Consider the following 9,291-nt stretch of genomic DNA (forward strand, 5'->3'; position numbering starts at 1 on the left):
CCTGGTGAGGATGCCGACCACCACGCCGGCGCCGAAGGTGACACCAGCCGGGATCAGCCCGGACCACCACGGCAACCCGCGCGCGGGCAACACCAGCAGGCACAGCACCATCGCGAAACCGATGTGCGCGGCGGCCTGGGTCCAGGCGAAGAACAGCGCCGCGTCGCAGGCGACGAAGACGAAGAACGAGGCCAGGGTGATGGCGCCGACCAGGTTGGGGAAGTCGTACACCGCGATCGCGACGAGCACCGCCGCGGTGGCGAGGTAGGCGTGGTGCAGGCCGTGCGGCATCCGCGGACCCCACGCGAGCAGCGTGAGACCGAGAACCACCGAGATCGCCGCCGCGGTGCCGACCACGGCGCGATTGCCGTCGTCGCCCGGCGCGACGGCAGTGATCATCAGGCCGAGGACACCACCGAGAACGTAGAACGCCCCCGTTGTCCTGGCCATGACCTTTGCCGTCGCCAACGCCGATGCCGCCCGCACCCGGGTTCGGGTATCGCCGCGCGCCCCGATTCCTCGCACGTGCACCAGCCTAGATGTTGATGGGTCAGGGTGTTTGCCACATCCGGCAAATGGGTCGCCAGCAAACACTGAGCATCTTACGGCTTCAGGATATCGGTACCGACGAACGGGACCAGCGCCTCGGGCACCCGCACCGAACCGTCGGCCTGCTGGTGGTTCTCCAGGATCGCCACAATCCAGCGCGTCGTGGCCAAAGTGCCGTTCAACGTGGCCGCGATCTGCGCTTTCCCGTTCTCGTCGCGGTAGCGGACCGAGAGCCTGCGCGCCTGGAAGGTGGTGCAGTTCGAGGTGGAGGTGAGTTCGCGGTAGGTCTGCTGAGTGGGCACCCAGGCCTCGCAGTCGAATTTGCGCGCCGCCGAGCTACCCAGGTCGCCACCCGCCACGTCGATCACCCGGTAGGGCACATCGATGGCGGCCAGCATCTCGCGCTCCCAGGCCAGCAGCCGCTGATGCTCGGCATCGGCCTGCTCAGGGGTGGTGTAGACGAACATCTCGACCTTGTCGAACTGGTGCACGCGGATGATGCCGCGGGTGTCCTTGCCGTAGCTACCGGCCTCGCGGCGGAAGCACGACGACCAGCCCGCGTAGCGCTTCGGGCCCGCACTCAGATCGAGGATCTCGTCGGAGTGGTAGCCGGCCAGCGGCACCTCCGAGGTCCCGACGAGGTAGAGGTCGTCCTCTTCGAGGTGGTAGACCTCGGCCGAATGCTGACCGAGGAACCCGGTTCCCGCCATGATCTCCGGTCGCACGAGCACCGGCGGGATCATCATGGTGAACCCGTTGGCCACGGCTTTCTGCGCGGCCAGCTGCAGCAGACCCATCTGCAGCAACGCGCCGTAGCCGGTCATGAAGTAGAACCGCGAGCCCGACACCTTGGCGCCACGTTCCATGTCGAACAGGTGCAGCGACTCGCCCAGCTCGAGGTGATCCTTGGGCTCGAAGTCGAAAACTGGTGGGGCGCCGACGGTTTCGAGCACGACATAGTCGTCCTCGCCGCCCGCGGGCGCGCCGTCCTGCACGACATTGGAGATGGCGCGCTGCGCGGCGTCGAGTTCGGCGTCGGCGGCGTTCTCGGCGAGCTCGGCCTCTTTGACCTTGGTGGACATGTCGGTGGCGGCGGCCAGCAGCGCGGGGCGCTCCTCTTTGCTCGCCTTGCCGATCACCTTGCCCATGGCCTTGTGTTCGGCACGCAAGTTGTCGGCGGTGGCCACGGCGGCCCGGCGCGCGGCGTCGGCTTCGAGCAGGGCGTCGACGAGCGCGGGGTCCTCACCGCGGGTCCGCTGCGAGGCACGGACGGCTTCCGGGTTCTCGCGCAGGAATCGGAGGTCGATCATGAGAAAACAGCCTAGTTGAAGTGCCAATCGGGCAGCACAGGGGCATAGTTGCGGTGTGAGTACCTCTTTCGACACCGCCGTCATCGATACCGCGCTCGCCGATCTCACCCAAGGGGAAAAGACCTGGGCCGCGACCGACCTGCGTCGCCGCCGCGAACTGCTCGACGAACTGCACGCGCTCACCGCCCGCGACGCCGAGGCGTGGGTCGCGGCCGCCCGCACCATCAAGAAACTCGACGCCGACAGCCCGCTGCTCGGGGAGGAGTGGATGTCGGGCCCGATGACGATGCTCGCGGGCGCGCAGGCGCTGAGCGAGTCGATGGCGGCGCTCGAGAAGGGCGCGAGCCCGCTCGACGGTGTCGACCTCACCACCGCCCCCGGCGGCCGGGTGGCGGTGCCCGCGCTGCCGCACGGCGTCTACGACAAGCTGCTGCTGAGCGGATTCAGCGCCGATGTGTGGCTGAAGCCCGGCGTCGATGCCGCGACCGCGCGCCGCAAGGCCGGCCTGGCCCAGCGCGACCCCGCGAAGACCAACGGTGTGGGCGCGGTGCTCGGCGCGGGCAACATCATGTCGATCGCGCCGCTGGACACCCTCTACGAGCTCTACGCCAACAACCGCGTCGTCGCGCTCAAGCTCAACCCGATCACCGATCCGCTGCTGCCGGTGTTCCAGGCGATCTTCGCGCCGTTCATCGAGCTCGGCGTGGTACGCATCCTCACCGGCGGGGCCCCCGAGGGCGGCTACCTGGTGAACCATCCGCTGGTCGCGCACGTGCACATGACCGGCGGCGCGCCGACCCACGACGCGATCGTCTGGGGTCAGGGCGCGGACAAGACCGGCGAGCCCATCCTGGACAAGCCGATCACCAGCGAGCTCGGCGGTGTCGCGCCGTGCATCGTGGTGCCCGGTGAATGGTCGGCCGCCGATCTGAAGTTCCAGGCCGAGCACGTGGCCACCCAGCGCCTGCACAACGGCGGCTACAACTGTGTCGCCGCGCAGACGGTGGTACTCGCCGCGGACTGGCCGCTCAAGGAGCAGTTCCTCACCGAACTGCGCGCCGCGATCGACAACGCTCCCGCGCGCACCGCCTACTACCCGGGCAGCGACAACCGCGTGGCGGGCGCGCTGGCGAGCTACCCCGACGCCGCCCGCGCCAACGGCCGCCTCCTGGTCGAGAACCTGCCCGCAGGCGACACTCCGCTGCTGCGCACCGAGTACTTCTCGCCGGTGCTCGGCGTGGTCGAGCTTCCCGGCGCCGGGGCCGAATTCCTCGGCAACGCGGTCGACTTCGCCAATGCGGAGCTGATGGGCACGCTCGGCGCCAACATCATCGCCGACCCCGCGACCATCACCGAGCTCGGCGCGAAACTCGACACCGCGATCGAGGACCTGCGCTACGGCACCGTCGCCCTCAACGCCTGGACCGGTCTCGCGTTCCTGACGCCGCGCGCCAGCTGGGGCGCCTACCCCGGCCACACCATCGACGACATCCAGAGCGGCATCGGCGTCGTACACAACGCCTTCCTCCTCGACGATGTGGAACGCACCGTGGTCCGCGGTCCCTTCCGCCCCGCTCCGCGCTCGATTCTGCGCGGTGAATTCGCCCTGACCCCGAAGCCGCCGTGGTTCGTCTCGAACAAGACCGGCACCTCCACCGGACGCAAACTGACCGATTTCTACGGCGACGGCAAACTGCGCCGCATACCGGGCATCTTCGTGTCAGCTCTGCGGGGCTGACCCGGCAGTCCGCCGCGACAAATACACTCGTCGACGATGTCGAAGAAGCAGAGCAACCCAGCCGAGGGACCCGCCGCGCCCAGTCGCGGCGGCGCCCTGCACCTGTCCGCGACGAAACTGCGTTGGGGGCTGCTGATAGGCGCCCTCGGGGCGATCGTCGCGGCCATGGTCACCATGGCCGTGACAGGCTTCGACACCGACAAGGTGGAAGCGCACCAACCCGGCGCCGAACCGGTGGTGCGTGACAAAGAGTTCAGCAGCGCGGCGCAGGGCGACTGCCTGACCTGGTCCAAACCCGACCGCAGCGACCTCGTGAAGGTGGGCTGCGGCGACAAGCACCTGTTCGAGGTGGCGGGTGTCATCGACCTCAGCGCCTATCCGGGGCGTGAGTTCGCCGACGGCACCCGTCACCCCGATTCGCTGCGCATGACCGAGCTGCGCGACGAGCACTGCGTGACCGCTGTCCAGAAATACCTGGGCGGCCGGTTCGACCCGCGCGGCAAGTTCATGGTGAATGTGATGTCGCCGAGCCCGGCCGGTTGGCAGCACGGCGACCGGACTCTGCGCTGCGGTGTCCAGGTCGCGGCCACCTCCACGAGCCCGGCCACCACCGGCACTCTCGCCGAGAGTGATCAGTCCAAGACCCATGCCACCGGCACCTGCCTCGGCATCAATCAGAACCTGCCCACCGACCCGGTCGACTGCACCCAGCCGCACTCGGTGGAGATCGTCGGCACCGTCGACCTGGCCACCGCCTTCACCGGCGGACCGCCGTCGGAAGCCGATCAGGACAAGTTCGTCGAGGCCGAGTGCAACCGGCTCTCGGGCGACTACCTCGGCAGCCCCGATGCCATCCGCAACAAGACACTCACCCTGTTCTTCGACTATCTGGAGCCCGCCAGCTGGCTCGCGGGCAGCCACAAATTGGACTGCTGGCTCGGAAAAGGCGCCGACCGTGAGGGTTTCGCGCCCATCGTCGGCTCGGCCCGCGGCGAGATCCTGATCGACGGACAGGCCCCGGTGCCCCCGCCCAACACCGGACGTTCCACCCCGGCGCCGCTGCCGGGCGCCGCGCCACTGCCGCCGCAGCCCCAGCCGAGGTGACGTTGTCCGAGCGGATGCCGGAGCGGCGTTTCGAGGAGCTGGTCAGTGATGCCCTCGACCAGATCCCGGCGGAGCTGTCCAGTGCCATAGACAATGTTGTGGTGCTGGTAGAGCCCCGAAACGACGAGGAACCGTCGCTGCTCGGGCTGTACCACGGCATTGCCCTCACCGAGCGCGACAGCTACTACGCCGGATCGTTGCCGGATACGATCACGATCTATCGTGAGGCTATTCTCGACATCTGCAACAGCGACGACGAGGTGGTCGAAGAAGTCGCGATCACCGTGATCCATGAAATAGCACACCATTTCGGGATTGACGACGACCGGTTGCATGAGCTGGGATGGGGTTAGCGAAACTGGGTGGGGAATCGATGGAACCGAATGAACCGCTCTCGCGTCCTAGTACTCGTAGGGGGAATTCTCGTGGTTCCCGATAGCCGCCACCAGAAGGAGTCGGGTCATGGTTGGACACGTTCTCGTTGCACCTGAAATCGTCCTCGCCGCATCCGCGGAGCTGGATCTGCTCGCCGAGCGCCTCGCCATCGCGGCCGGGCTCGCCGGGCCGACCACGCACGTGCTGCCTTCCGGCGCCGAAGAGGTGTCGCTGCTCGCGGCGACCCACTTCAACACTGCGGCGGGCAAGCACGACGGTTCGGTCGCCCAGGCGATCCTCGAGCTGCATCACGCGGCCGCGACCCTGCGCTCGCAGCTGACCACTCATATCGGGGAAGACGTGGCTCGCGCGGCGACGATCAACGCCGTCCAGGTGTAGTCGCACCGAGATCCTGTCGACGATCATTTACTCAGGGGAGAAACAAACATGACCGCAGGGATCACCGGGGTGTTCTGGCTGCCTCGTATGGCCGAAGTGAACTCCACCACCCTCAACGCGGGCGCACACGCGATCCCGATCAGCGCCGCCGCCACCTCGTGGGGCACGCTGGCCGCCGCGTGGGGCGACGCCGCCTTCACCATCACGCGCGTGATCGCCGAAGTCGGTGTCGGCCTCCAGGGTGTCAACGGCATCGCCGTGCTCGCCCGTCTGGCGCCGTTCGCGGGCTGGGCCAGCCAGCAGGGCATCGCGTCCGCGGCGATCAGTGCCAAGTGCGCGGCCAACGCCACCGCCTACACCGTCGCCTCGATCGCGATGCCGAGCCTGCCCGAGATCGTCGCCACCAACAGCGCGGTGGCCGCTTCGGCCAACCCGCCCGGTGTCGTCTCCGGCGCCTTCGAGGTCGCCGAAGTCGCGCGCAATGCCATGGACATCCGCGCCGCACTGGTGATGGAGACCTACGAGGCCGCTACCTCGGCCACCGTCGCCGTCCCCAGCGAGTTCACCATGCCGCCCGCCATCGCCAGCGGTGCGGGTTCCGCCTCGCAGGGCGACTTCGGCGGCGGCGATCCGCTGCAGACCGCGGTCGCCGCGGCGCAGGCCTTCGTCTCCAACCCCGGTGTGGTCAGCGCGGCCACCCAGGCGGCCAACACCGCGGGTGGCGTGCTCACCGGCGGCGTCAGCACGGTCGGCAACATCGGCGCTTCCGCGATCTCGGCGGCCACGGCCACCGTGCCCGCGGGCACCGCCGCCGCGCCCGTCATGGCGGGTGTCGGCGCCGCCGGTGCCGCGGTGGGCGGCATGGCCACCACCTCGGCCGGTCTCGGTGGCGTCAGCGCGGGGTCGCTGAAGCTGCCCGAGGGCTGGGGTGCGCCCGCCTCGAACGCGGCAGCGAGCGCGCCGGTCTCGGAATCGGTCGTCAACCGGGTCGAGAGCGCACCCGTGCGCAACGCCGGCAACGGCACCAACCCGCTGATGGGCAACCGGCAGAAGGGCGAGGAAGACGACGAGCACGATGGCGTCGACTACGTGCGCTCCGACGAGTTCACCGACGGTCGCTACGCGGCCGAAGGTGTGATCGGCGCCGACCTCGCCGGAACGGCCAAGTGACGGTTCTCGGCACGGGCAGCGGAGGCTCGCTGCTCGGCGCCGTCGTGCTCTCGCTCGACGACATGCAGTTCCTCCTGGAGAAACTGGAATTCGACGAGATGCCCGTGGTGCTCGACGCCATGGGCCGCTATGACAACGTCACCGCGCACGACGCCGCCATGAACGTGGCACAGACCGCCCTGGCCGAACGCGAGCTGCTGTTCGGCCAGGCGGTGGCACCCGAGCTCGCCGAACGGCTGCGGGTGCTCTACCGGCCGCAGTGGATCATCGCGCTGCGGTGGGTGGTGGCAGGCCAGGTCAACCGATTCTGTCTGGCGCAGGGCGACGACCGCGCGGTCGTTGCCCTGCGCGGGCCGCAGTCCTACGTCATCGACGACGCCGGGCTCGATCTGCCCGGCGCGGTGCTGCAGGCGCTCGGACCGGTCGAAGCGCTCGAGCTGTACGGGATGAACGCCCCCACCGAACAATTGGCGCCGATCTTCGGCGACACCGGCGACGCGGCCGCCACCACGAAACGCCTGGCCGAGGTGGGCAATCCGGCCACCGACGCGCAAGCACTGGCCTCGGCGCTGGTGGAGATCCACTCCTACGCCGAGATCGTCGGCGTGGCCTACGGCGACGGCACCCGCGATGTCCAGGACAACCACATCGCCGTCTTCAACACGCGCGCAGGCAGATTCATCATCACCGCCAGCGTCGCCGACGACGGCGTGAAATGGTCGTCCATCGCCAGCGGCACCAACGCCCGCCTCCGCACCGCGGTAGCCGACCTCATCGAGTCGCTCCCGGTCCGCACCGAATTCCCTACCGCGGCAGCCGCTAACCCGGCGTAAGCCCACCCCACCCCACCGCAACCGCCCACCAAACGCCCCCACAACTTAGCCGTAAACCGTAGGCGCAGCCGGAGCGTTTAACCCATGGGGTCGTCGGCGGAGGGGTCGGCTTTGATGGTGAACGGCGGGGTGAATCTGCCCCAGCGTAGGCATTCCCAGCCACCGTCTTCGGTGGGGAGCAGTTCGATGGTCTCGGTGTTGTCGAGGTGGTTGTTCGTTGTGAACGGCGGCGCCACCCCGGCCAGCGCCTTGCCGACCAGGCGCATCGCGGCGCCGTGGTTCACCACCACCACGTCGGCGTCGGCGTCGGCGGTCAGGAATTCCTCGCGCAGGCCGTCGAGGACGGGCAGGATGCGGGCCAGCACTTCGTGGCCGGATTCGCCGCCGGGGGCTCGCACGTCGAGTTCGCCGAGGTGCCAGCCGCGATAGATCTGCTGGAAGAGTTCGTGCGCTTCCCGGTCGGAGCGGCCGTGCAGATCGCCCACCTGCACCTCGTACAGGCCGTCGAGGACGTAAGCCGGTGTGCCGGTGGCTTCTTCGATGTGACTCGCGGTCTGCCGGGCGCGTAACGCGTCCGACGACACCAGTACCTGGGGCGCGCGCTCCAGGCCCGCGCCGAACGCTTTCGCTTGCGCCACACCACGTTCGGTCAGCGGCAGGCCGGGCACGGCGGTGTCGAGAATCTTCGCGACATTGCCCTCGGTCTCGCCGTGGCGCACCAGAATCAGTTTCGCGCGGGTAGTCATAGGTCCGCGACCCCCTTTCGCAATTGCGTCAACCATTCTGCGGCCGGTTCGTCCGACGGCGGAGGTGTGCCGACTGCCGCTGTCGCGGGCCATGATCCGAGGAAGCGGACCTGGGTCGTGCGGTGCAGGGCCTTCAGAGTCTCCGCTACCGCCGGGTCGTCGAGGTGTCCGACACAGTCGAGATAGAACCGGTAGGTGCCCATGCCGGTGCGGGTCGGGCGCGATTCGATGCGCGTGAGATCGACCCCACGCGTGGCGAATTCGGCGAACGCGCGCATCAGCGAACCGGGCTCGTTGGGCAGTTCGAGGACGACGGAGGTCCGGTCGGCGCCGGTGGCCGCGGGGGCGATGCCCGGCTGGGTGACCAGCACGAAGCGGGTGATGGCCTGGTCGTGGTCGGCCACCCCCGCGGCCAGGGTCTGCAGGCCGAGTCGTTCGCCTGCCAGCGCGGTCGAGATCGCGGCGTCCGCGGTGCCCGCGGCCACGTCTTCGGCGGCTGCCGCGTTGGACGCCGAGGTGAACGGGCGCGCCTCCGGCATGTTCCGGGCCACCCACTCCCTGACCTGCGCGGCTGCCACGGGATAGGCGGCGAGTGTGCGCACATCGGCCAGCGAGGTGCCGGGGCGCGCCAGGATCGTGAAGGTGACCTCGAGCTCGGTTTCGGCCATGATCTGCAAGCGCGGTCCGATGGCAAGGGAATCCAGGGTCGCCGGGATCGAGCCCTCGACCGAACTCTCGATCGGCACCACCGCACCGTCGACCTCGCCGGTCCGGATCAGGTCGAGCGCCGCCCCTTGACTGGGCGCGGCAATCCGCTCGACCGGCCCGTCGAAGGCCCCCGAGTTCTCGAACTTCGCCAGAGCCATCTCGGTGAAGGTCCCGGACGGCCCGAAATACGCAATAGACGGCACACTGCAACTTTAGCGGCTGGCGTCGGCGGGGTTTCGGACTCGAAGATCGGGGATATCGTGCACAGCTACCGCGTGGCGGTCGGCCGGGTGGGGTCGGTGAGGGCGCATCGGGGTTTACCGGGTCCGGGTTAGTTGGGGGCTGTGTTTTTGGAGCGC

At 68.8% G+C, this 9,291-nt stretch carries 9 protein-coding genes and 1 pseudogene; 6 read left to right on the forward strand and 4 right to left on the reverse strand.

Annotation, left to right across the window (positions count from 1 at the left end; genetic code table 11):
• Both ACFWF3_RS13130 and serS read right to left on the reverse strand, forming a co-directional pair.
• Positions 1 to 525: pseudogene (locus ACFWF3_RS13130) on the reverse strand (bifunctional diguanylate cyclase/phosphodiesterase); the annotation flags it as partial.
• Between the two features lie 77 nt (positions 526 to 602).
• Positions 603 to 1,859, reverse strand: coding sequence for a serine--tRNA ligase (serS, locus tag ACFWF3_RS13135; protein WP_378989447.1), 1,257 nt, complete (start codon positions 1,857 to 1,859; stop codon positions 603 to 605).
• A 55-nt stretch (positions 1,860 to 1,914) separates the two neighbouring features.
• On the opposite strand from serS, the gene ACFWF3_RS13140 reads away from it, so the two are divergent.
• The 6 genes from ACFWF3_RS13140 (at position 1,915) to ACFWF3_RS13165 (ending at position 7,478) form a co-directional block, all read left to right on the forward strand.
• Positions 1,915 to 3,597, forward strand: coding sequence for an aldehyde dehydrogenase family protein (locus ACFWF3_RS13140; RefSeq protein ID WP_379313862.1), 1,683 nt, complete (start codon positions 1,915 to 1,917; stop codon positions 3,595 to 3,597).
• 36 nt (positions 3,598 to 3,633) lie between these two features.
• Positions 3,634 to 4,701, forward strand: a complete 1,068-nt coding sequence (locus tag ACFWF3_RS13145) for a septum formation family protein (protein WP_379313863.1) — start codon at positions 3,634 to 3,636, stop codon at positions 4,699 to 4,701.
• A 14-nt stretch (positions 4,702 to 4,715) separates the two neighbouring features.
• Positions 4,716 to 5,054 carry a metallopeptidase family protein gene (locus ACFWF3_RS13150; RefSeq protein WP_378661368.1) on the forward strand — a complete coding sequence of 113 codons (339 nt, stop codon included), beginning with the start codon at positions 4,716 to 4,718 and terminating at the stop codon, positions 5,052 to 5,054.
• Between the two features lie 109 nt (positions 5,055 to 5,163).
• Positions 5,164 to 5,475, forward strand: coding sequence for a PE family protein (locus ACFWF3_RS13155; RefSeq protein WP_378637867.1), 312 nt, complete (start codon positions 5,164 to 5,166; stop codon positions 5,473 to 5,475).
• A 48-nt stretch (positions 5,476 to 5,523) separates the two neighbouring features.
• Positions 5,524 to 6,645 (forward strand): PPE family protein, encoded by a 1,122-nt coding sequence (locus tag ACFWF3_RS13160; protein WP_379313864.1) that lies wholly within the window; start codon positions 5,524 to 5,526, stop codon positions 6,643 to 6,645.
• A complete protein-coding gene (locus ACFWF3_RS13165; RefSeq protein WP_379313865.1) occupies positions 6,642 to 7,478 on the forward strand; it encodes an ESX secretion-associated protein EspG in 837 nt (278 codons plus the stop codon). Before ACFWF3_RS13160 ends, ACFWF3_RS13165 begins: the two co-directional genes overlap by 4 nt.
• A 77-nt stretch (positions 7,479 to 7,555) precedes the next feature.
• Here the strand turns inward: ACFWF3_RS13165 and ACFWF3_RS13170 are convergent, their stop codons facing one another.
• Both ACFWF3_RS13170 and pheA read right to left on the reverse strand, forming a co-directional pair.
• Positions 7,556 to 8,224 carry a histidine phosphatase family protein gene (locus tag ACFWF3_RS13170; protein WP_379313866.1) on the reverse strand — a complete coding sequence of 223 codons (669 nt, stop codon included), beginning with the start codon at positions 8,222 to 8,224 and terminating at the stop codon, positions 7,556 to 7,558.
• Entirely contained in the window at positions 8,221 to 9,135 is a 915-nt protein-coding gene (gene pheA, locus ACFWF3_RS13175; protein WP_378989441.1) for a prephenate dehydratase, read from the reverse strand. The genes ACFWF3_RS13170 and pheA overlap by 4 nt, the downstream gene beginning before the upstream one ends.
• Between the last annotated feature and the right edge of the window lie 156 nt (positions 9,136 to 9,291).

The organism is Nocardia sp. NPDC060220, assembly GCF_042727815.1.
GTDB lineage: Bacteria > Actinomycetota > Actinomycetes > Mycobacteriales > Mycobacteriaceae > Nocardia.